The following is a 22215-nucleotide window of genomic DNA, read 5'->3' as shown; positions in this document are numbered from 1 at the left end:
TTATTGATTTTTAATTGTTTTTTTCCTCATTTATGTTGCTAATTATATCACAAGTCTTAAAAACGCAATGGCACACCGTCATTAAATGTAAAAAACAATGTAATACAATGTGATGAGTTTCGCACCACACAAATACAACCCAATGATTCAATTGATTATTTATTAATGTTCTTTTTTATTTTTATCATTATAAAAAATGATAAAATGCAACATAAACGTCATTGACAGTTCACAATTCATAAGCTACCACGGGTAGAATCACATGATGATCGCCTGACAACGGCTTAACCTTACAAAAAGCAATACTTTGTCCAAACCTCGTTGCGCTATGGTCAGTGATGAGAGTCCTGGAGAGCGACAAGAAGAAATCAATAAGTCTATTTATAATACCCACCATAAAAATAACTTAGTAACACATTTACAAAGCAATGATTAGCAACCTTATTATAAATAAGGTATTTTACGAAGAGTATGCGATTGCTTTCATTTTCACGCTCAAAATTCAAAAAAAAAACGAATAGTAAAAAAAATTTAGTTTAAATAATTGTAGCAACTCCGATGAGTAGAAGCGGCAAGCATGGCTTAAATTAAAACGATAGCCAATCATTGAGAAAATGCGTGTTACATATTACTAATGTCAACATTCTGCATGAACACAACTTTAACATCAGAATTTTCAGCGCTTACCAACACATCGATTTAAAATAAAGAGAAGAGAATAAATGACAGCATTAAAATTTTGTTAAAAGCGGCGTAAATCAACCCAACGAATTATTGACAATAATGTATGCACTTTTGTTAAGATATATATAAAAACACCTTCCAAAGCCATTCAATCATGCCAAAAAATTTTGTTTACTTATTTTTCGCAAATAAATAATATCCGCGCCGGATTACTTGTTGAGCAATTTACGCACGTTAATCATTTCTTTCAAATGAAGTCCTACATCATTTTTTGACGTTGATGAACTCCAGCTGAATCTGTGCCTCTGACAAGTACTTTTCTGGGTAAATAATAAATTTAACGGAGTTATGATGATGAAAACTGCACTTACCAGCAGTGTACTGGTCGCTTTGTTTGCCGCTAATGCTGGCGCTAATACTGGCCCAGTTGCGAATTACGTTACCACTGCCGCAACAGGTTCTAAAGCCACCGCGACGGTCCATTTTACCGGTGAAATTGTTGCCAGTACCTGCGTGGTGAGCACAGCAAACCAGCCAGGTAAAACAGTGGCATTGCCACAAGTTACCAACCAGCTATTTAGCGGCGCGGGCTCTAGCACCGGTGATACTCCGTTTACGTTGCAGTTTAGCGGCTGTAGTGGGGTAACTGGAGGAAGCGGCTATGTGGTGGTCTTTACTGGTAAAACCCCTGGCAGTAATACAGCACTTCTGGAAGCGAAACGTGGCTCGGCTTCTGCCACCGATGTTGGCATCGAAGTGGATCAAGCGGGTCATGCCCTCGATTTCGCTTCCGGTAGTAATGAGGTGAGCTTAACAGCAGATCAAAATGGCGATGCACAAATCGATCTGGTCGCCAAATATCAGCAAATTGGCGCAACGCTGCCTGCGGCAGGCACGATCACTGCGGATATGAATTACACCGTCATTTATAAATAACGGACGTTGATTGCTATGGATGGCACTCTTCCCTGAACCTGGAAAGTGCACCTGATGAATAAAATATTCTTTTACCTGTTGCTGTGTGTGGTTAGCACCGCTCACAGCGCAATTAATTTGGGTCAAACACGCGTTATTTATAATGAGAACGATAAAGCGGCGATGTTTGACGTCAACAATAATACAGACAAGCCATATATGGTACAGACGTGGCTGGATAATGGTAATCCGGATGAGACGCCAGCCAATCTGCCAATGTTAATTACGCCCCCGATCCTGAAACTTGACGGCCATAAATCAGCCGTGTTGCGAGCTATTTATCAGGGCAACGGCTTTCCTGAGGATGTTGAATCTGTAGTGTGGATTAATGTGCAGGAAATCCCCACCATCGAGAATGAAGAAAATACCTTACAGCTGGCGCAGCGTATTCGCATCAAACTATTTTATCGCCCTGCTGGTCTGAATATGACGCTACCTGAAGCCGTTGAGAAATTACAGTGGCAGTGCCACGGTCATACTCTGCGGGCGGTCAATGCGACGCCATTACATATCTCCCTGACGCAATTACATATTAACGGCCAAAACATTGATGCCGACATGATTAATCCGCATGGCGAACGCACGTTTGCGTTGTCACAGCAAAAAGTCAGCCATATCGGTTTTAGCTGGGTAGATGATTACGGCGGCACTAACGCGGTTAATAACGTCCCGGTATCTTGCAATTAAGTTGGGGTTGCACATGATGAAAAAAAATAAGCACCCGCAACGGTACACCCTCTTTACGCTGTCAACGCTGGCCGTGTGCATACCTGCATACGCCAGCAGCACGCCGCAGTTTAATACCCGTTTTGTACATGGTACGCAAAATATTACCTCCGTAGTGCAAATAGCCCGTAATGACGGACTTAGCGAAGGTACGTTTGAATACGATATATATCTTGACCATAGCTTCGTCGAAACGCGTAATGTTGACTTTAAAAGACGTCAACCACAAGGCAAGCCGCAACCTTGCCTGAGCGCGGACGATCTGCGCAAATACGGGATTAAAATCCCCGAGGGTAACGCCGATACCTGCGTGGAGCTCACGGCGCTGATCGCAAACAGTCGCCTGACGGCAGATGCAAACTACCAGCGCATTGATATTTCAGTACCAGAAGCGTTTCTGCTTTCGACTGCGCATGACGCCGTGCCTGAATCGGCCTATGACGATGGGATTAATGCCGCTTTTGTCGGCTACAACGCCAATACGACGCACCTGATTGAACAGGGTCAGGATCATGACTCTGTTTTTGCCAGTTTTGCCAACGGTATAAATCTGGCGGGATGGCATTTTCGCAACCAGTCTACTTTCAGCTATGCCAGCGGTTCAGGCCGTCAATGGCAGGCGGTTTCCACGTGGGTGGAACGTAATATTATTGCGCTGCGTAGCCGCTTGCGCTTCGGGCAAACATATACGGACGACGATGTGTTTGACAGCATCCAGTTTACCGGGGCACAACTCACCAGCGATGAAAACATGTTGCCTGATAGCCAACGCGATTTTGCACCAGTCGTTCGCGGCGTCGCCAATAGCAATGCCACAATCGAAATCCGTCAAAATGGCTATCTGATTTACAGCAAAAACGTCGCGCCAGGCGCGTTTGACATCGACGATATTAACCCCAGCAACCAAAGCGGCGACCTGAACGTCAGCGTTATTGAAGCCGATGGCAGTCGGCGTAATTTCACTGTGCCTTATTCGGCGGTCCCGAACATGCTGCGTGCAGGTAACAGCCGCTTTCAGTTTACGGCAGGGGAATACCGCGACGGTTACAGCGGCGGCTGGCGGCCCCGCTTTGTTCAAGGCACATTGAGTTATGGTCTCAGCTTTGGCTCCACGTTGTACGGTGGTTTCCTGACCGCAGAAAGCTATAATGCGATTGCCACCGGGATCGCGCAGGATCTGCACCAGTTCGGCGCGATCTCTTTCGATATCACTACCGCCAGAGCGCAGCTTGCCAGTGGAGATACGTCCACAGGACAAAGTTACCGTTTCTTATACTCCAAATCGCTAAACCAGTACGGTACGGATTTCCGTCTGGTAGGCTACCGCTACAATACCTCCGGTTATTACAGCTTTAGCGACACCATTAACGAGCATAACAGCTGGTCCTCGGGCTATTACGACATCGCCTATGACGACCCGAATCAACAGCTGCGTTTTCCTGGCGAAGAGCACAACAAAAAGCACTACTACACCACTAACTACAATAATCGCCGCCAACGTTTTGAGGTCTCTGTTAACCAGCGTTTGTGGGATAACGCCTCTCTTTACGTCAGCGCCAGCCAGCAAAACTATTGGCACAACGGGAGTCACGACCGCACGATACAGTTGGGTTACAACGATACACTGGGGAAAATCAACTGGAGCGTTTATGTACAGGATACCCGTAACCAGTACGACTACCAGGACCGCAGTATCAACCTGACGCTTTCCATTCCATTCGATTTCATGGATAGCCGCGGCTTTGTCTCCACCAACCTCATGCATAGCCAGCAGAATGGCGACAGCTACTCCACCAGCTACAGCAATACAGCATTTGACGATCGTCTGAGCTGGGGCGTTCAGGGCAGTACCACCGATCGACAGGATTCCTCTGCCGGGGTTAACGCCGCCTGGCAAGGCGACAAGATGAATGTTCAGGGGGGCTACAGCGCAGGACGCAACTACCAGAATATGAATATGGGCATCAGCGGCGGGGCAATGCTGCACGCAGGCGGCGTGACGCTCATGCACTCTCCTGGCGATACCATGGTGTTGGTCGAGGCCAAAAATGCCGACGGTGTCCATATCCAGCAACAAAATGGCGTGGCAATTGACGGTAACGGCTATGCGGTCCTTACCGCAGCAGACGCATGGCATTACAACGTGGTGAGTCTGAATACCGCTGATATTGGTGCCGGGCTGGATATTCCGCAGGCACAGAAAAAAATTGTTCCAACAGAGAAAGCCATCGGCAAAGTGGTGTTTGAAACCTTCAGTGGCCGCAACTATCTGGTCAATGCCGTCATGCCCGGCAACATTGCCCCCCCGGTCGGCGCGAACGTACGAGATACCAAAGGTCGTAGCCACGGTCTGGTCGGTATGCATGGCGCACTGTATGCCAGCGGCGTGGAAGACAATTCTCGCCTGGAAGTGCGCTGGGGCTCCCATGCAAATGAACACTGCTTTATTCAAATGCCGGATAACCATAACCAGCCGGTGAAGAAAATCGGATATACACAAATTACCGCCCAGTGCGTCGGCTCGTAAGGTGCAATCAATGAATCCGTTAAAAATAGTTAAACTTGTGGTGCTGCTTTGTTTGCCGATATTCAGTAGTGCAAGCTATGCAGTTACCTGTAAAGCAAACAACATCTCCGTACAGGTTGATCCCATTAAAATCAGCCACAGTACCACCGCCGGGGACACCGTTTGGGTGTCCAATCGACAAACCGTTAGCGTCACTTGCAGCGACACAGACTATATGCCCCACGGCGAAGCCGCCAAAATCTACATCGACCCCGACCATGAGTTTGCGAATTTTCTGCAGGGAACCAATATGAAACTGGTGGTGAGCATTGATGGTCGCCCCTACGATCAAAGCGCCCAGGCCGTCGCCACCCAATATCATGCAACGTTGCCCCGAATAGGTTCAGACAGCTACTGCAATAGTTATAGCCACAGACATTCCAGTGACTGTGTGGCGCGCCCACAAACATTTTCTTTCACCTTTAACCTCAGTCTGGTCGCTACCGGAAAACTCCCGGATCCTTTGCCTGCGCTGGCCGGTCGCACCATCAACAAAGTTTTCGTCGTCGACGGTATTGGCAGCATTAACGCCTGCGGTTCGCATTGCTCCACCAGCAATCCGGCCAAAAACTTTGGCCCCGCGCTTAATGGCCTGAATAACATCAGTTATATCAACTGCGAACCGATCGTCTCTATCAGCTCTGACAAAGGAACGGATACCGTCGAGTTTGGCAGGATCAGCATTACCGAAGCAAAAGTGGGAAAAGATAACAGCCACAGTAAACAGTTTGCCGTTATTGCCGCAGAAGCCGCCGGGAAGCATGAATGTCGCGGCATCAACTACGCGGTAACGTTTACCGGCACCACGAGCAACAGCGGCGCAGTTTTTACCGGTCAGGGTACGCCAGATATCGGCGTTACGCTCCAGGATGCTGCACAACCCGGCTCCGGGGACATTATCAGCGGCAACCGTATCGATTTTGCCAGCAGCGCGTTTACCAACCAGAGCGACAGCCGACGCAAAGAGTTCATGGCAACCCTGTTCTGGCTGAAGAATCCTCCCCAACCCGGCACATTTAGTATCCCTGTCAATGCGACGGTGACCTTTAAATAACAGACGCAGGACGATGCTGATCGTCCTGCGCGTCTCGCACCAGGCATAAAAACCGCAGTCGTACGCTTAACCCGCCTAATGCTTCACTCCGTGATAGCTGAGGGTGCGTGCGGTGCAGACGAGCAATGTCGTTGACCAGCGCCAGGCCTATCCCGGCGCCAGGGACATTACCGACGTTATCAAGGCGATGAAACGGTAGCAGCGCCTGGTGCACCATCTGCTCATCGATACCCGGCCCGCTATCTTCAACCACCAGCACCACCGCCTCTCCTTTTCGCAGCAGACGGGCGGTTACCACACCATGCGGCGGCGTGTATTTCAGTGCGTTATCCAGCAGATTCCCGCACAGTTCGCCAAGCAGGACTTCATCACCCTCAATCCACACCGCATCCTGTTCCCCTTCATAGCCCAGATCGATCCCTTTACTGCGCGCCTGCGCCAGTCGCGTGAAACAACTGCTTTGCACCACCTCATACAAATTAACCGGCGAGAAGTGCCTTTCTCCTTGCTCTTTGCGCTTCACAGCCGACAGCTGTAACAGCCTTTCCGTCAGTTGAATGGTGTTATCCAGCGTGGAGCTCATGGCTTGCAGACTCTCATACCATTGCTGCGGCTGCTGGCTGGCGAGGGCCACCGCCGCCTGAGTTTTTAGCACCGCCAGCGGCGTTTTAAGCTGATGGGAAGCATCCGCGCTGAAGCGCTCCTGGCGAGAGATCAGGCCGCGTAGTCGGTCCAGATAACGGTTGAATGCCACAATCAACAGACGGGTTTCCGACCACGGCAGTAGCTCCGGCAGCGGCGTCAACAGCCCAGGCTCGCGACGCACCATCAGCGATGACAGCTGGCGCATCGGGCGTAACACCCGACGCAGCAGCCAGCCGACCAGCACCAGCGTGAGCAGCACCAGCAGCCCTTGCGAAACCCACGAGGAAAACAGCAACTGTCGCGCCAGGTAACGTCGCGATTGCAGCGTTTCGGCGACATAAATCTCGGCCATGCCGATAATGCCGCCCTCGTTGACGGGCTGCAGCAGACGCGCCACGCGAATTGCCTCCCCGCGATATTCAGTGTGATAAAACCACGCCAGCGCCGGATAAAGTCGCGTACGCGATGTCGCAGGCGGCATCGCAGGTAAATCGTCATAACCTGAGATAACCTTCCCCGCCGGGTCGACCACCTTGTAATACAACCTGTCGTTCATATTCAGCTCAAAGCTGTCCAGCACCACCCACGGCACATTCACTTCCAGCTGTTTGTTGTGCACCACCAGTCGCTCGGAGACGGTTCTGGCAGACGAGAGCAGCGTCCGGTCATACGCCTGCGTCGCCGCCTGTAGCGCGCTGACATAGCTGTTAAATGCCGACAACCCCCACAACAACATGAGCGGCAAACCCAGAAACATCAGCAGTTGCAGGTACAACGATTGGGGTTTAACCCACTTCATCGCTACGCTCCAGCACATAGCCCAGCCCGCGCAGCGTGGCGATGCGCACATCGCTTCCCTGTAGCTTTTTACGCAGACGATGGATGTACAATTCAATGCTTTCGGGGCTGACCTCATCGTTTAGACTGAAGACCTGTTCAAACAACTGCTGACGCGAAACCGGTCGCAATCGACGGTACATCAGCACCGTCAGCAATGCCTGTTCGCGCGGCGTGAGCGCCAGCGGCTGCCCCTGCAACAGAAAATAGCCCTCATCGTGAAACGCCAGTTCGCCCAGTTGCTGTATGCCCTGCACCTGCCCCGCGCTGCGGCGTAGCAAAGCCCTCAGCCGGGCATCCAGCTCCTCGATTTCAAACGGTTTTGCCAGATAATCATCGGCCCCGACGTTCAATCCTTTCACCCGATCGGCCACCGCGCTACGCGCCGTCAGCAGCAGCACAGGAAGCGTCTGCCCGCGTTTGCGCAGGCGCTGAACGACGTCAAGACCATCCAGTCCCGGCATATTGATGTCCAGCACCGCCAGCGCGTACGTTTCGCTATGTAAAAGATGGTCGGCCGCCAGGCCATCAAAAACGCAGTCGACGGCAAAACCGTTTTGCACCAGCGCTTTCTCCAGCCAGTGAGCTAACTCACGGTTATCTTCCGCTAATAAGAGACGCATATCACATCCTGTAAAGTTTCTGCCGCATTGAAAGGGAATTGAAAGGTTAATGTTTTAACAATCACGCAACCGAACTGCTACACATCGGCTCACATAATCACAAAAATCTTCTTCCGTACCCGAAAATCCGGTTTTCCGGCGTGAGGATAAACAATGAAAAAACAGTTACTTCGTACCCTTACTGCAAGCATTTTACTGATGAGTACCTCTGTTCTGGCGGAACAAGCGCCATCGCGCACAGAATGTATCGCCCCTGCTAAACCTGGCGGTGGTTTCGATCTCACCTGTAAGTTGATTCAAGTGAGCATGATGGAAACCGGCGCTATCGAAAAACCGATGCGCGTTACCTACATGCCCGGTGGCGTTGGCGCCGTGGCCTATAACGCGATCGTCGCGCAACGTCCGGCTGAAGCGGGTACCGTAGTGGCATTCTCCGGCGGCTCGCTGCTGAACCTGTCACAAGGGAAGTTTGGTCGCTACGGCGTTGATGATGTCCGCTGGCTGGCAAGTGTCGGCACTGACTACGGCATGATTGCCGTACGCCAGGACTCACCATGGAAAACGCTGAAAGATCTGCTGACGGCAATGGAGAAAGATCCTAACAGCGTGGTCATTGGCGCAGGCGCCTCTATCGGTAGTCAGGACTGGATGAAGTCGGCGCTGCTGGCGCAAAAAGCCAACGTCGATCCACATAAGATGCGCTATGTGGCCTTTGAGGGCGGCGGCGAACCGGTCACCGCGCTGATGGGGAATCACGTACAGGTGGTTTCCGGCGATCTCAGCGAGATGGTGCCTTATCTTAGCGGCGACAAAATCCGCGTGCTCGCCGTGTTCTCTGATGAACGTCTGCCAGGCCAGTTAGCTAACGTACCAACCGCCAAAGAGCAGGGTTACGACCTCGTGTGGCCCATCATTCGTGGCTTCTACGTTGGACCAAAAGTCAGCGACGCCGAGTATCAGTGGTGGGTTGATGCCTTTAATAAACTCCAGCAGACCGATGAGTTTAAAAAGCAGCGCGATCTGCGCGGCCTGTTTGAATTCAACATGAGCGGTAAGCAGCTCGACGAATACGTGAAAAAGCAGGTCACGGATTACCGTGAGCAGGCGAAAGCCTTCGGTCTGGCGAAATAAGCGCAGAGGCAAAGATGATGAGCGATCGTATTTTTGCAGGTATCTGGCTGTTGCTCTGCATAGCCGGGCTGTTCGTGGCCTGGCAAATCACCAGCGAATACAGCTATGAGCCGGTTGGGCCGCGTCCCTTTCCGCTTGGCATTATCAGCCTGATGCTGGTATGCGCCGTGGCGCTGCTGTTGCGCCATCCCGACACCATCAGTTGGCCCCGCCGTCACGTTCTGCAAAAGCTGCTGACGATGGTGATTGTTCTGTTGATGTACGCCTGGGGTTTCGAATGGCTCGGTTTTCCCATCGCCACCGCCATTCTCACCGTGGTAATTGGCATGCTGTTCGGCGCAACCATTCCGGCTGCGGGGATTTCCGGCGCGGTACTCGGCATACTGCTGTGGTATGCCTTTGACCGACTGCTTGACGTCACCTTACCACTCGGCGCCTGGCTGGGTTAACGGAGAAACGATGGATACCTGGATTTATCTTTCTCAGGGTTTCGCGGTGGCCATGACGCCGGAAAACCTGGTCATCGCCCTGATTGGCTGTTTTGTCGGTACCATTGTCGGGCTGTTGCCTGGTCTTGGACCCATTAACGGCGTGGCGATCCTCCTGCCTCTGGCCTTCGCTTTGCATCTGCCTGCAGAATCTGCGCTGATCCTGCTGGCTACGGTCTACATAGGTTGTGAATACGGCGGACGTATCTCCTCCATCCTGCTGAATGTTCCCGGCGATGCGGCGGCGATTATGACCGCGCTGGATGGCTACCCGATGGCGCAGCAAGGCCGCGGCGGCGTTGCGCTCTCTATCTCGGCGGTCAGCTCTTTCATTGGTTCGCTTATCGCTATCGGCGGCATCATTCTGTTTGCCCCGGCGTTAGCCCAATGGTCGCTGGCCTTCGGTCCGGCGGAATACTTTGCCTTAATGGTTTTCGCCATTGCCTGCCTTGGCAGCATGATGGCGCAAAACCCGCTGAAATCATTTCTGGCAGCGCTTATCGGTCTCGGCCTTGCGACCGTTGGCGTAGACGCCAATACCGGGGTTTATCGCTTTACCTTTGACAGCGTTCATCTCTCCGACGGTGTGCAGTTTATCGTGGTAGTGATTGGGCTGTTCTCAGTCTCTGAAATACTGTTAATGCTGGAACATACCAGCAGTGGCCAGACGCTGGTGCGTAAAACGGGCCGCATGTTATTTAACGCTAAAGAAGGTGCGCAGTGCGTTGGCGCAACCCTGCGTTCATCGGTGATTGGCTTTTTCGTCGGCGTCCTGCCTGGCGCGGGCGCAACCATTGCCAGTGCTATCACCTACATGACCGAGAAAAAGCTCAGCGGCAATAGCGACAGCTTCGGCAAAGGGGATATACGCGGCGTGGCGGCCCCCGAAGCCGCCAACAACGCCTCGGCCTGTGGCTCCTTTATCCCGATGCTGACGCTCGGCGTACCGGGCTCCGGCACCACGGCGGTGATGATGGGCGCGCTGACGCTGTACAATATCACCCCGGGTCCGGCCATGTTCACCGAACAGCCGGATATCGTTTGGGGGCTGATTGCGGCGCTGCTGATTGCTAACGTGATGCTGCTGGTGATGAACATCCCGTTGATCGGCCTGTTTACCCGTATGCTGACCATCCCCTTGTGGTTTTTGGTACCGGCTATTGCGGCAGTCTCCGCGGTGGGCGTGTATGCCGTCCACAGCACCACTTTCGATCTGGTGCTGATGGTTGCCCTCGGCGTGCTGGGCTACATATTGCGCAAAATGCACTTCCCGATGTCGCCGTTGATTTTAGGCTTCGTTCTCGGGGAAATGCTGGAGCAGAACCTGCGTCGGGCGCTGTCTATCAGTAACGGTAATATGGATATTCTGTGGGCCAGCGGCGTGGCGAAAGTGCTGCTGGTGATGGCGGTAGTGGTTATCGTGGTCCCGCCAGTGCTACGCCTGATTCGTAAACGTAACAGCAAACCGCAGGTGGATATCAGCTAATAATATGCCGGATAGCGGCGCTGACGCGCCTTATCCGGCATTTTCATCTTAATTCCTGAACGGCACTGAGTACGTGCTCAACAAACCGCGTCAGCTTAGGCAGCGGACGCAAATCTTGTCGCCACAGTAGATGAATCGGCCGCGGCTGCGGCGTAAACTTTTCCAGTATCCGAATCAGTTTCCCGGTAGCCAACTCTTGCGCCAGCAGCACCTCCGGTTGCAATAACAGTCCAGCCCCCGCTACCGCCGCCATACGCAGGCCATGACCATCGTTACAGCGCAGGATCGCATCACGCTTCCATCTGACTTCGCCCGTCACGCCAGGCAGTATCCATTCGTTGCGAGCCGTCCATACGGTATGGGACAGGCACAGATGATCCACCAGATCCGCTGGCGTAAGGGGCGTGCCATGACGGGCAAGATAATCCTTTGATGCACAGATCGCCATACGGTAAGGGCACAGGTATTTCGCCACCACATCAGTCTGATGGATATCGCCAATACGGATCGCCAGGTCGACGCCTTCATTCACCAGATCAACCATCCGGTTGGTCAGATCCAGCTCAATGCGCACCTCTGGCCAGGCCTGTAAAAACGCAGCGGCCAGCGGCGAGATAACGCAAGCGCCAAAAGAAGTAGGCGCGCTAATGCGCAGCGTCCCCGCAGGGGCCAGCCGCAGACGCTCTACCGAACGCTCAGCTATCGACACCTGCTCCAGCACGCGGCGGGCTTCTTCAAAATAGACACGCCCGGCATCAGTCAGGCTCTGGCGGCGAGTATTGCGCTCCAGCAGACGCGTGCCGAGCTGTGCTTCCAGTTGGGTGATATATTTTCCCACCATCACCGCAGACATCTCGAGTCTTGTTGCCGCGGAGGTAAAGCTTCCGCTCTCCACCACGGCGATAAACGTTTCCATGCCGCGCAGCTTATCCATATTACAAACCTCTGGTTAGTAATCATCTAACTTATAGCCAGTTTATCCGATTTCATTTTCATTAAAGAATAGCGGCTCACACTATTCTGGAGGTGGTTATGAAAATCGTCATTATTGGTGCCAGCGGTACAGTGGGGCGCGCAGTCACAGAAACGTTAAGCCGTAAACATGAGGTGATCCGCGTAGGTCGCACGCAGGGAGATTACCAGGTCGATATCACCTCGCAGGAGAGTGTCGAGGCATTGTTTGAAAAAGTCGGTCGGGTAGATGCGATCGTTTCCGCCACCGGCAACCTGTTCTTTGGCCCGCTGTCGACAATGACCGACGAGGACTTTAATCAGGGATTACAGGATAAGCTGTTAGGCCAAATACGTCTGGCATTAACCGGGCAACATTTCCTCAATGATGGCGGCTCGATTACGCTAATTAGCGGCATTATCGCCCATGAACCCATCGCACAAGGGGCGAATGCGGCAACGATCAATGCCGGACTGGAAGGATTTGTGCGCGCTGCTGCCTGTGAGCTAGGTCGTGGTCAGCGCATTAACCTGATAAGCCCAACCGTACTCAGTGAATCCGCCGAAGCATACGATGGTTTCTTCCCAGGCTTTGAAAGCGTCCCCGCCGCTACCGTTGCCAATGCCTATCGCCGCAGCGTGGAAGGCATCCAAACCGGGCGCATTTATAAAGTCGGTTACTGATCAAAGCATTACCTCGCCTCTTACGTCATCAGTAAGAGGCGAGGCGCTGCCTATTTTCAGGCACCCGTTTCGTTTCTTATTCGCGCATTGATATATTCCACGGCCTGGATGACATCCATAATGCCGTTAATCGCATTCGTCACACCTTGCCCGATAATAATCTCTGCCTGGCGCAGGTTGAAAGGTTCACCTTTACTTCCCTCAGACTCCCTTATTCCCGTCATACCTTTTTCATTCAATAAATTAAACCACGGGTAGAGATTGAGAACGTTTTGGTCGTGACATATTCCAGACCAGGCGCTATTCCCTCCCAGCAGAACCAGATGGCGGGCAATTTCATCGGAATAGAGCCAATGAAAGAACTGCTCAACCTGTTTTTTCTTTTTACTGTAGCGGGACATTCCGATGGAGCCGCCCCCCAATTGTGGAAGTTGCCCCGGAACGGGCGCATAGCCAATTGTGGGAGCTATGGCGGTGTGCGCCACATCGTTAAACAAATTGAGATACATGATCAGCATGGCAAGATTTCCACGCTCAAACTGTTTTACCGCGTCACTCCACCACTCTCCGGGCAGGTTCACGGCTATAGAAAGTTGTTGTAGATATTGTTCAAGTGCAGCAGTGGCAAGTGAAGGCTCGAGCTGTACCGGCTCGCCTTCACGCACCAAACGCCCACCGAGCGCGTAGTAACGCAGCAGATACTCAGTAGCGATAAGCCCTGAGCTTCCTAGCGTCACCGCCGTTCCCATCGGGCGCTGCTTGTTTTCTGGCTGATGTAATTGACTAAAGAAAGCCGCTATCTCATCAAATTGCGCAAAGCTCTCTGGAAGCGTTAACTCTTTTCCCGTTGCTTCATAAAACATCCGTTTAATCGTCGCATCTTCAAACAGATCTCGTCGATAAAACAGAAGCTGCATACTGGCATCAAAAGGTATTGCCCATGCCGTCCCATTTACTATGCTGAAGTGCTGTTGAATTTGCTCAGAGAAGTGTTCCAGCAGTAACGGAAGCTCAGAAGAGACGGACTCCAGCGGTAATAGTGCTTTCTCTGCAAACCAGGGAAAACACGCCATATCGATTCGCAGTAAATCGTAATAAGGATGTAGATGAAGATGGGAGAGAATTTCAAAAACTTCATCATAGGGATAAACCGCAAGATTTACCTTAATACCGGTCTGGCGATAAAAATGGGGTAATAGTTTCTTCAACGCATCAGTCGAAGGACTCGGTAAAATTAACATATTCAGCGTCGCCTCTTTCTCAGGCGGCGGCACGTACTGACCATTCCAGGAAAAACCGCAATTCGTCAGAATACGATGCTTTTCTTTACTTTTGGGCTGGCGAATACTGGAGGCAATAGTTGTCCCCAAACGACCATAATCCATCTGGTAGCTTGTGATCCCGTCGAAAGATGCAGGAAGATTATCACTCAGTTGCAATATCGGCGGGCAGGACTGGGAGCTACCAAACCAGGCTGCTTGCGTTAGTGCTCGCGTTCTCTCAGAGTCCTGGACAATAAACAGATCGGGAATTGCCCCACGAAAAAAGTCAAAAGCGACGGTGTTAGCTTCACTGGCATGTGCAGGTAAAATCGTCAGCTTTGTAAGCGGACTTAATTCCCGGCAGGTTTCCTGTATCGCTTGAGTGAAGCGCGCGCTGTGGGAAAATTCCAGACGTTCACAGAAAACGCCAATATGGCCCGGCTGCTGTGCCAGCGCCCTTCTCGCTATTTCTTCGCCTGCAGTCACATAATCAAGGCTAAAATAACAAACTGCGCCGACAGGCTGGCGATAGGCAAACAGAACATTCTCCGGAGAGAGTCTGAGCAAGTCGTAATAGGGCTGACTGTCATTCAGGCAACTGACTGAGACAATGGCCTGGTAAGACTTTGCCGCCAGCGTTTGCAGGATCTCCAGCTCAAGATTGGGCAGATCATTGGTCAGGTAAAGGTCAATCGGTTCGCTTAATGAAGGCTGCCAGACCTGATGCAATCCCCGATAGAGTTGAAAATACTGCTCGGCATTGATGTCGGGCAGAATCAATGCCACTCCCTGACTTTTGCTGGCTCTCAACGATTGCGCCTGCGCATTCAACTGATAGCCAACTTCTCGGGCTGCACGTTGAACCGCTTCAATTTTCTCGACGCTTACATTCCCTCTGCCATTGAGCACATTCGAAACAGTCCCATGCGACACACCGGCAATTCTTGCTATGTCTTTGATAGTTGGCATTTTTACATCCTTCCCCTGATGCTTTGATGCTAGCACGGCACTCATCAGGAAACTATCTCCAGCACATGAATTTGAACGTTACAAAACTAAAAAGTGCATTTTATAATGCATGTCAAAATAAAAGCCTGACGCTATTCATAGACAAAACTCATGACATTAAATTCTTAACACGATGAAATACATATATAAATTTTATAATATTTGAAGAGGATCACTTCTAAAGCAAAAGATCATTGTTCATATAAAACGCCGGAATCATAATTGACACGTTCCAATTATGTTTTATTACATTAACGCTTAAAAAAACAACAATCACATTTGTCATTAAGAGGGAAACATGAAGATTCATTTTCTGGGAACCGCTGCATCTGAAGGGATCCCCAATCCTTTTTGCCGTTGTGAGCACTGCCAGCAAGCCCGCATTCGTAAAGGCAAAGACTTACGCACACACTCTTCAGCCATTATCGACGATGAACTGCTCATTGACGTCGCGCCTGAATTCAGTCAGCAACTGCTGCGAGATGGCCTGGACGCAACAGAGATCAGATCGCTATTGTTCACACATACTCACCCCGATCATTTCAACGTCGGCGATCTTTTTAGCCGGATGGAAGGGTACGGATTTGAGATTACTCATCCGTTGCACATTTTTGGTAATGACCGTGCAATTAACGGTGCCGCCCAAGTGTTACCGGGCTACAGCGCTGAAAGATTTGCTTTTCATTGTCTGGTTCCCTTCGTGACCGTTGAAACTCGCGGATACCGCATCACTCCACTACTGGCTAACCATGCCAAGTGGGAGCTTTGTTATACCTGGTTTATCGAAAAGGAAGGTCAGTCCATTTTCTACGGACATGATTCAGGCTGGTTTCCTGAGCTCACATGGCAGTGGTTGAAAGGGAAAAAAATCGATCTGGCTGTCCTGGAATGCACCTACGGTTTTAATGGTGATAATCGTACTAATAACCACATGAGTCTGGAAACAGTCTTCGCCGCCAGAGACAGGCTTGCGGAACTGGGTTGCCTTGAGAAAAATAGCCAACTTATCGTCTCGCATATTTCACACAGCGGAGGTCTGCTGCACGACGATCTCATTGCGGCATGCGACAAAGAAAACATTCTTGTCGCCTGGGACGGGCTTAACCTGAGCATCAACCAATAAGGATATGCAATATGGACCTTAATAAAACACCACGCCTGTTGATTATGATGTTCATACAATATTTCATGCAGGGTGCCTGGAATATGACCATGGGGCTGGTATTGAGCACCTATGGTATGGCGACAATTATTGGCTCATCCTATGCCTTGCTTGGCCTGGCGACTATTCTTTCCCCGCTATTTATTGGCATGGTCGCCGACCGCTTCTTTTCGTCACAAAAAGTCATGGCGATCCTGCATTTAATTAATGCTGGTGTACTGTTGTTTGTTCCACAATTTATTGAGGCACACAACACAGGTATGACGTTGACCATGATTTTCCTGGTTGGTCTGCTGTTTTATCCTACAACTGCGCTGGCTAACAGTATCAGTTTCAGCCACATTAACGGGGTAAAATACTTCCCATTTATTCGTGTATTCGGCACATTTGGCTTTATGGTCATCGGCTTTATCATTGGTGAAATGGGTTATTCTGGAAATACCATCACCTGGTATATTGCGTCGGCCTCAGGTGTCGTTCTCGGCCTGTACTGTTTTACGTTGCCAAACACCCCACCGAAAGCAAAAGGAAGCGTGTTTACGCTTCGCGATCTGTTATGTCTGGACGCTCTGGCGCTCTTCAAAGACCGTAGTTTCTCAGTTTTGATGCTCAGTATTTTTGTCCTGATGATCCCAAAAACGGCTTATTCCGCCTATATCCCGGTCTTTTTAAAAGCGCTTGGATTCGATAACGCCGCTTCAATGATGCAGGTTGGCATCGCCTGTGAAGTCATTTTCATGTTCCTGCTGTCATTCTTCTTACTGAAAGCTGGCTTCAAAATAACTCTAATGTTAGGCGCCGTTTGCTGGATTATCCGCACACTATTATTTGCTAATGCTTCGCTGGATGCCAACATGATGTTTGTGCTGATCGGCCTGATGTTACAAGGATTCTGCTGGGACTTTTTCTTTACCGTGGGCGACATTTATGTTGACCGTAAAGCCGCGCCAGAGATCAAAGCACAAGCCCAAAGCTTGCGATTTATCGTCTCCAACGGCGTTGGTCTGCTATTTGCTTCTACCGTATGCGGGAAAATCTTTAATAACACCGTGACGGAACAAGGTCCAGAGTCGTTACCACAATGGGAAACATTCTGGCTAGTTTCAGCAGGCGTTGCCGCAGTGGTCAGCGTATTCTTCCTGATTTTCTTCCGGGACGATATTTCCAAACGCAAAACGGACCTCACATTGAAAAAAGCAAACTCCTGATCGTTAAAGACTCTCTCATTAAGGTAATTGCATGAATAATCTGGCCGCCATCATCAATGAGCAAGGATTGTTGCCTTTAACTACGATCATCAAAATCAGCATTGCATTTATTCTGGGTGGCATTATTGGCCTGGAAAGGGAATCGAAAGGGAAACCGGTCGGCTTCAAAACCTGCGTTATTTTATCCGTAGCCAGCTGTGTGTTAACTGTCGTATCAATACAATCTGCTGAATACTATGCTGAAATTTCGATGAATATCCGTAGCGATCCTATGCGCCTGGCGGCCCAGATTATCAGCGGCGTTGGTTTTCTCGGTGCGGGAGTCATTTTGCACCGACATGACGATGCTATCTCTGGTCTTACTACTGCAGCAATTGTCTGGGCATCTGCAGGGGTGGGAATCACCTGTGGAGCCGGTTTTTATTTTCATGCTTTTTTTGCCACGGCTTTATTTTTACTCGCCATCAAACTAAGCCCATTCATTATTTTCTTACAGACCAGAAACCAGTTTCCCGGAAAAGTAAAAGTGCGGGTCATTCTTGATCAACGCGACGCTCTCGAAAATCTGATAACCCGCATTCATCAACAGAAAAACATTATTGAAAACATCACGATCAGGGATATCAAGAAGGGCAAAATTGAGGTTAATCTCAAAATCGTAATACGTAAAAAGATGACCTTGCCCGACTTATACCACGATCTGACTCATGTTGAACACGTCTGCGCCATCGCACTTGAACATTAATACACCTTATATTCTTCTTTAAAATCAGGGGGGTTCGCCCCTGAAATAGCCACTCAGCTTCCATCCAGCCTCTAAATACTTACTTTTTATAATGTTAAATAATTGTTGTTTTTGATCACAAATAATAAACAAACAAGCTCATTCTGTGCGCGTTTTTCAAAAATGTAGATATTTTTAATTTATGGCTACGAAACGAGCTGCGCCATATCTCCCTGACAATCTACTGAGAGGAACGATTTGATGAACGCACTGACTGCCGTAAAACCGAACGCTGATGATCCAGCCCAGCACTACAGCGGTTTCACATTGAAACCATCAGCCCAGTCCCCACGCCTGCTGGAGCTGACTTTTTCCGCTGAGACCACTGAGCAATTTCTGAAAGCCGTAGCGCAGTGGCCGGTGCAGGCACTGGAATACAAATCCTTCCTGCGCTTCAAAGTGGGCAAGATCCTCGACGACCTGTGCGGTAATCAGTTGCAGCCTTTGCTGCTGAAAACGTTGCTCGATCGTGCCGAAGGCGCACTGCTGATCAACGCCGTTGGCGTGGATGATGTCGCACAGGCTGAAGAGATGGTCAAGCTGGCGACGGCGGTAGCGCATCTTATCGGGCGCTCCAATTTTGACGCGATGAGCGGTCAATACTATGCCCGTTTTGTGGTGAAAAACGTTGATAACTCAGACAGCTATCTGCGCCAGCCGCACCGTGTAATGGAGCTGCATAACGACGGAACCTACCTCGAAGAAATCACCGACTATGTGCTGATGATGAAGATTGACGAGCAGAACATGACCGGCGGTAACTCGCTGCTGCTGCACCTCGACGACTGGGAACATCTGGATCAGTACTTTACCCACCCGCTGGCGCGTCGCGCCATGCGCTTTGCCGCACCGCCAAGCAAAAACGTCAGCCAGGAAGTGTTCCATCCGGTGTTTGACGTTGACCAGCAGGGCCGCCCGGTGATGCGCTACATCGACCAGTTCGTCCAGCCTAAAGATTATGAAGAAGGCGTCTGGCTGAGCGATTTGTCCGATGCGTTGGAAACCAGCAAGGCCATTATTTCCGTTCCGGTTTCAGTCGGTAAATTCCTGCTAATCAACAACCTGTTCTGGTTGCACGGTCGCGATCGCTTCACTTCACATCCTGACCTGCGCCGCGAACTGATGCGCCAGCGTGGTTATTTCGCTTATGCGACAAACCACTACCAGACCCATCAGTAAGCGCGAAGGAATAAAGCGGATGTATGATTTTGTGATTATTGGCGGCGGCATTATCGGCATGTCGACCGCCATGCAGCTGATTGATGTCTATCCGGACGCCAGAATCGCGCTGCTGGAAAAAGAGTCCGGCCCGGCCTGTCACCAGACGGGCCACAACAGCGGCGTAATTCATGCTGGGGTCTATTACACCCCTGGTAGCCTGAAAGCGCAGTTTTGCCTGGCCGGAAATCGCGCCACAAAAGCCTTTTGCGACCAAAACGGCATCCGCTACGACGTCTGCGGAAAAATGCTGGTTGCCACCTCCGAACTGGAAATGGAGCGCATGCGCGCGCTGTGGGATCGCACCGCCGCTAACGGCCTTGAGCGCGAATGGCTGAATGCGCAGGAGCTTCGCGAGCGTGAACCCAACATCACCGGGCTGGGCGGTATTTTTGTTCCGTCGAGCGGGATCGTCAGCTACCGCGAAGTCACCGCCGCGATGGCGAAGATATTTCAGGCCAAAGGCGGTGAGATTATCTACAACGCTGAGGTCAGCGCGCTAAAAGAGCACGCTGCGGGCGTTGTCGTACATACCCGTCAGGGTCAGGAATTTGAGGGAGCGACGCTGATTAGCTGCTCTGGCCTGATGGCGGACCGACTAGTGAAAATGCTCGGCGTTGAACCCGGCTTTATCATCTGTCCGTTCCGTGGCGAATATTTCCGTCTGGCGTCAGAACATAACCAGATAGTCAACCATCTGATCTACCCCATCCCCGACCCGGCGATGCCGTTTCTCGGCGTTCATCTGACCCGGATGATTGACGGCAGCGTCACCGTGGGCCCCAACGCGGTACTGGCATTTAAACGTGAAGGCTACCGTAAACGCGACTTCTCGCTCAGCGATACGCTGGAGATCCTCAGCTCTTCCGGCATTCGTCGCGTGCTGCAAAACAACCTGCGCTCAGGACTTGGCGAAATGAAGAATTCGCTGTGCAAAAGCGGTTATCTGCGGCTGGTACAAAAGTACTGCCCGAGTCTCACGCTCAAGGATCTGCAGCCCTGGCCTGCTGGCGTGCGGGCACAGGCTGTATCACCGGACGGCAAGCTAATCGACGATTTCCTGTTTGTCACCACGCCACGCTCAATTCACACCTGTAACGCGCCTTCTCCGGCAGCAACATCGGCGATCCCTATCGGCGCGCATATTGTCAGCAAAGTTCATGCGCTGCTGGAGAACCAGAGTAATCCCGGACGCACGCTACGTGCGGCACGTAGCGTGGAAACATTACACGCCGCATTCACCCGTTAAAACGATTTAGACAGGACGCAATTATGCAACTTAACGATCCAACCTTATTTCGCCAGCAGGCACTGATCGACGGCAACTGGCGTGACGCCAACAGCGGCGAGACCATCGCGGTGACCAACCCCGCCAACGGTCAGCAATTAGGTAGCGTACCGAAAATGGGGGCGGATGAAACCCGCGAAGCGATTAACGCCGCTAACCGCGCTCTGCCCGCCTGGCGTGCGCTGACCGCCAAAGAGCGGGCCAACATCCTGCGCCGCTGGTTCAACCTGATGATTGAGCATCAGGACGATCTCGCCCGTCTGATGACCCTGGAACAGGGTAAACCGCTGGCAGAAGCCAAAGGTGAAATCACCTATGCCGCTTCCTTTATTGAGTGGTTTGCCGAAGAGGGCAAACGTATCTATGGCGATACGATCCCCGGCCACCAGGCCGACAAACGCCTAATCGTCATCAAACAGCCGATCGGCGTTACCGCCGCGATTACGCCGTGGAACTTCCCCGCGGCGATGATTACCCGCAAAGCTGGTCCGGCGCTGGCGGCTGGTTGCACAATGGTGCTTAAACCGGCCAGCCAGACCCCCTACTCCGCACTGGCGCTGGCAGAGCTTGCCAATCGCGCCGGGATCCCGGCAGGCGTTTTCAGTGTGGTGACCGGTTCAGCGAGCGCGGTCGGCAACGAGCTGACCGGCAACCCGCTGGTACGCAAGCTGTCATTTACCGGCTCAACCGAAATTGGCCGTCAGTTAATGCAGCAGTGCGCCAAAGACATCAAAAAAGTGTCGCTGGAGCTGGGCGGCAATGCGCCGTTTATCGTCTTTGACGATGCCGATCTTGATAAAGCCGTGGAAGGCGCACTGGCATCGAAGTTCCGTAACGCAGGCCAAACCTGTGTCTGCGCCAACCGCCTGTACGTGCAGGACGGCGTGTATGACCGTTTTGCCGAAAAACTCCAGCAGGCAGTGAGCAAACTGCACCTCGGTGATGGTCTGCAACCTGACGTCACCACCGGACCGCTGATCGACGAGAAAGCGGTAGCCAAAGTGCAGGAACACATCGCCGATGCTCTGGATAAAGGCGCGCGCATTATCGCGGGTGGCAAACCTCACGCACTCGGCGGCAACTTCTTCCAGCCCACCATTTTGGTGGATGTGCCTGACAACGCGAAGGTCGCCAAAGAAGAGACGTTCGGCCCGCTGGCTCCGCTGTTCCGGTTTAAGGACGAGGCTGACGTCATCGCTCAGGCTAATGACACTGAGTTTGGTCTGGCCGCCTATTTCTACGCCCGTGATTTGAGCCGCGTCTTTCGCGTTGGCGAAGCGCTGGAATACGGCATTGTCGGGATTAACACCGGCATTATCTCCAACGAAGTCGCCCCGTTTGGGGGAATCAAAGCCTCCGGTCTTGGCCGTGAAGGATCGAAATACGGCATCGAAGACTACTTAGAAATCAAATATATGTGCATCGGCCTTTAATA

18 protein-coding genes are annotated in these 22215 nt (G+C 51.4%); 14 read left to right on the top strand and 4 right to left on the bottom strand.

From position 1 onward, the window contains the following. Window positions 1-1035 precede the first annotated feature (1035 nt). The 4 genes from HV314_RS06385 to HV314_RS06370 are packed head-to-tail and all read left to right on the top strand — an operon-like array spanning window position 1036 to window position 6005. Window positions 1036-1620, top strand: coding sequence for a fimbrial protein (locus HV314_RS06385; RefSeq protein ID WP_181548090.1), 585 nt, complete (start codon window positions 1036-1038; stop codon window positions 1618-1620). A 54-nt stretch (window positions 1621-1674) separates the two neighbouring features. Further along, on the top strand, window positions 1675-2346 hold the full coding sequence (locus HV314_RS06380) for a fimbrial biogenesis chaperone (protein WP_181547601.1): 672 nt from the start codon (window positions 1675-1677) through the stop codon (window positions 2344-2346). 13 nt (window positions 2347-2359) lie between these two features. Beyond that, window positions 2360-4912, top strand: coding sequence for a fimbria/pilus outer membrane usher protein (locus HV314_RS06375; RefSeq protein WP_181547599.1), 2553 nt, complete (start codon window positions 2360-2362; stop codon window positions 4910-4912). Between the two features lie 10 nt (window positions 4913-4922). After that, window positions 4923-6005: a fimbrial protein gene (locus HV314_RS06370; protein ID WP_181547596.1), complete on the top strand. Its 1083-nt coding sequence runs from the start codon at window positions 4923-4925 to the stop codon at window positions 6003-6005. On the opposite strand, the gene HV314_RS06365 is transcribed toward HV314_RS06370, so the two are convergent. Next, entirely contained in the window at window positions 5998-7449 is a 1452-nt protein-coding gene (locus HV314_RS06365) for a sensor histidine kinase (RefSeq protein WP_181547071.1), read from the bottom strand. The genes HV314_RS06370 and HV314_RS06365 overlap by 8 nt on opposite strands. Further along, window positions 7436-8110 (bottom strand): transcriptional regulator TctD, encoded by a 675-nt coding sequence (gene tctD / locus HV314_RS06360; RefSeq protein ID WP_016157281.1) that lies wholly within the window; start codon window positions 8108-8110, stop codon window positions 7436-7438. The genes HV314_RS06365 and tctD overlap by 14 nt, the downstream gene beginning before the upstream one ends. Window positions 8111-8263: 153 nt before the next feature. Between tctD and HV314_RS06355 the strand changes: the two genes are divergently transcribed. The 3 genes from HV314_RS06355 to HV314_RS06345 are packed head-to-tail and all read left to right on the top strand — an operon-like array spanning window position 8264 to window position 11215. After that, the gene (locus HV314_RS06355) at window positions 8264-9241 is read left to right on the top strand and encodes a Bug family tripartite tricarboxylate transporter substrate binding protein (RefSeq protein WP_080859118.1); all 978 of its coding nucleotides are present in this window, start codon (window positions 8264-8266) and stop codon (window positions 9239-9241) included. A 14-nt stretch (window positions 9242-9255) separates the two neighbouring features. Beyond that, window positions 9256-9690, top strand: a complete 435-nt coding sequence (locus HV314_RS06350; RefSeq protein WP_087050849.1) for a tripartite tricarboxylate transporter TctB family protein — start codon at window positions 9256-9258, stop codon at window positions 9688-9690. A 10-nt stretch (window positions 9691-9700) separates the two neighbouring features. Beyond that, a complete protein-coding gene (locus HV314_RS06345; RefSeq protein WP_181547593.1) occupies window positions 9701-11215 on the top strand; it encodes a tripartite tricarboxylate transporter permease in 1515 nt (504 codons plus the stop codon). A 43-nt stretch (window positions 11216-11258) separates the two neighbouring features. Here HV314_RS06345 and HV314_RS06340 read toward each other — a convergent pair whose 3' ends face one another. Beyond that, the gene (locus HV314_RS06340; protein WP_016157283.1) at window positions 11259-12149 is read right to left on the bottom strand and encodes a LysR family transcriptional regulator; all 891 of its coding nucleotides are present in this window, start codon (window positions 12147-12149) and stop codon (window positions 11259-11261) included. A gap of 98 nt (window positions 12150-12247) precedes the next feature. Here HV314_RS06340 and HV314_RS06335 point away from each other — a divergent pair, with 98 nt between their 5' ends. Next, entirely contained in the window at window positions 12248-12850 is a 603-nt protein-coding gene (locus HV314_RS06335) for a short chain dehydrogenase (RefSeq protein WP_047414795.1), read from the top strand. 56 nt (window positions 12851-12906) lie between these two features. Here the strand turns inward: HV314_RS06335 and HV314_RS06330 are convergent, their stop codons facing one another. Beyond that, complete coding sequence (locus tag HV314_RS06330; protein WP_016157285.1) at window positions 12907-15081, bottom strand: extracellular solute-binding protein; 2175 nt, start codon at window positions 15079-15081, stop codon at window positions 12907-12909. A 337-nt stretch (window positions 15082-15418) separates the two neighbouring features. On the opposite strand from HV314_RS06330, the gene HV314_RS06325 reads away from it, so the two are divergent. From HV314_RS06325 to gabD, 6 genes are all read left to right on the top strand, one after another. Beyond that, window positions 15419-16243 (top strand): MBL fold metallo-hydrolase, encoded by an 825-nt coding sequence (locus tag HV314_RS06325; protein WP_016157286.1) that lies wholly within the window; start codon window positions 15419-15421, stop codon window positions 16241-16243. A gap of 11 nt (window positions 16244-16254) precedes the next feature. Continuing rightward, complete coding sequence (locus HV314_RS06320) at window positions 16255-17490, top strand: MFS transporter (protein WP_181547591.1); 1236 nt, start codon at window positions 16255-16257, stop codon at window positions 17488-17490. Window positions 17491-17521: 31 nt separating this feature from the next. After that, entirely contained in the window at window positions 17522-18235 is a 714-nt protein-coding gene (locus HV314_RS06315; protein WP_016157288.1) for an MgtC/SapB family protein, read from the top strand. Between the two features lie 240 nt (window positions 18236-18475). Next, entirely contained in the window at window positions 18476-19453 is a 978-nt protein-coding gene (gene glaH / locus HV314_RS06310) for a glutarate dioxygenase GlaH (RefSeq protein ID WP_016154132.1), read from the top strand. Between the two features lie 19 nt (window positions 19454-19472). Then, window positions 19473-20741: an L-2-hydroxyglutarate oxidase gene (lhgO, locus tag HV314_RS06305; RefSeq protein WP_016157289.1), complete on the top strand. Its 1269-nt coding sequence runs from the start codon at window positions 19473-19475 to the stop codon at window positions 20739-20741. A 23-nt stretch (window positions 20742-20764) separates the two neighbouring features. After that, entirely contained in the window at window positions 20765-22213 is a 1449-nt protein-coding gene (gene gabD / locus HV314_RS06300) for an NADP-dependent succinate-semialdehyde dehydrogenase (protein WP_016154134.1), read from the top strand. Window positions 22214-22215: the final 2 nt, after the last annotated feature.

The organism is Citrobacter sp. RHBSTW-00887 (assembly GCF_013728095.1).
In the GTDB taxonomy this organism is placed as follows: Bacteria; Pseudomonadota; Gammaproteobacteria; order Enterobacterales; family Enterobacteriaceae; genus Citrobacter; species Citrobacter braakii.
The sequence above is the reverse complement of the archived record's forward strand: the minus strand, read 5'-3'. Positions and strand labels throughout refer to the sequence as shown.